Annotated in this window: 3 protein-coding genes; all 3 read left to right on the forward strand. The window is 33.6% G+C overall.

Annotated elements, in window-relative coordinates:
* A partial coding sequence (locus IP023_RS15740) for a DDE-type integrase/transposase/recombinase (RefSeq protein ID WP_241791357.1) occupies positions 1–611 on the forward strand: 611 nt, incomplete at its 5' end.
* Between the two features lie 89 nt (positions 612–700).
* Positions 701–934, forward strand: coding sequence for a hypothetical protein (locus IP023_RS15745; protein WP_241791358.1), 234 nt, complete (start codon positions 701–703; stop codon positions 932–934).
* Between the two features lie 190 nt (positions 935–1,124).
* On the forward strand, positions 1,125–1,376 hold the full coding sequence (locus IP023_RS15750; RefSeq protein WP_241791359.1) for a helix-turn-helix domain-containing protein: 252 nt from the start codon (positions 1,125–1,127) through the stop codon (positions 1,374–1,376).
* The last annotated feature ends 91 nt before the right edge of the window (positions 1,377–1,467 follow it).

A 1,467-nucleotide genomic window follows, 5' to 3' on the forward strand; every position in this document is an offset into this window, starting at 1 on the left:
CAGCCAATGAGTTCAAGGATAAAACGACATTTGTTCATCAAATGTGGCAGACGGACTTCACTTATTTCAAGATTATTGGTTGGGGATGGTACTATTTAAGTACAGTTTTGGACGATTTTAGTCGCTACATCATTCATTGGGAATTGTGCGACTCCATGAAAGCTGAAGATGTTAAAAGAACGGTAGATACAGCGATTATCAAAGCAAAGTTGAAGTCAAAGGCAAAGCCGAAACTATTATCGGACAATAGTCCTTGTTACGTATCAAATGAACTAAAAAGCTATCTTAAAGATGATTTGAAGATGAAAGAGGTACATGGAAGACCGATGCATCCGCAGGCGCAGGGCAAAATTGAAAGGTATCATAGAACGATGAAAAATGTAGTCAAACTAAATCATTTTTATCATCCAGAGCAGCTCAAGGAAGCTTTAAACGAGTTTGTGAATAATTATAATCAAAAACGCTATTATGAAGCATTACAAAACTTAACACCAGCAGATGTTTACTTCGGTAGAACAGATCAAATGCTAAGAAAAAGAGAACAAATAAAAATTAATTCAATTACCCAGAGAAGGCAATTGTATAATCAACAAAAATTAATAAATTTATAAAAGAATTCTCTCCTTAAGGAGATAGATCTAAGTGTCCAATTTACGTTGACAACGTACAATATTATTATAATGCCGAAATAATTATTGTTATGCCAAAAATAAGATGTATTTGTAATTATGTAATTAGCTTAAGTGAAATACCAAGCCCCAATCAATATTTGATGATTTCAGATGTAGAAATGGATAATTACGAGGGAAAAGTAGATGTTGAACAATTATATATGGCAATGAAAATAGTTGTGAAATGTCCAAACTGTGGTAGATTACATGTTTTTTATGAAGGATTTGATAAAGACCCAATTATTTATCGAATAGAGGGTTAGATGTCAATACCGACCAATCCGATAAAGATTGGGCGTTGTTGTTTTATTTGAGTATCGCCTGCATCTTGCTTTTGGCGAGGAATGCATCAAGCAATGCAAATACGTGCTCCTTTGTAAATCTTCAGCAAAAAGTGGACAAGTAGGCCTGAAAATATAAGGAAGGTTTTTTAAACCTATAAAGTTGCTTACTATGGATTTCGGAACTATTGTAGCGGATTTAAGAAAAGAAAAAAAAATATCGCAAACTTATTTAGCAAACCGTTTGGGTATTCATAAAAATGTGTTGGGTAGATACGAGCGTAACGAGGTTTTACCATCTATTGATATTGCTCGTAAAATTGCTGATATTTTAGAGGTGTCTTTGGATTACCTTACAGGTAAAGAAGATGTACAAATTGATAAAGATTGTAATCTTACCCTAACTAGCTACATTCAAAACTAAAGAATTCCAATCAGAATTGCTATTGTTATCCTGTTGGAATGTTGGAAACTCAGAGAGTTTTCCATATTTCAACAGGAATTCTGTTGGCGTC

Source organism: Sphingobacterium rhinopitheci (genome assembly GCF_022627575.1).
GTDB lineage: Bacteria > Bacteroidota > Bacteroidia > Sphingobacteriales > Sphingobacteriaceae > Sphingobacterium > Sphingobacterium rhinopitheci.

Bases quoted from the DNA above. Each gene is read 5' to 3' on its own strand.
- IP023_RS15745 (WP_241791358.1), top strand. From the start codon at position 701: ATGCCAAAAATAAGATGTATTTGTAATTATGTAATTAGCTTAAGTGAA.
- IP023_RS15750 (WP_241791359.1), top strand. From the start codon at position 1,125: ATGGATTTCGGAACTATTGTAGCGGATTTAAGAAAAGAAAAAAAAATA.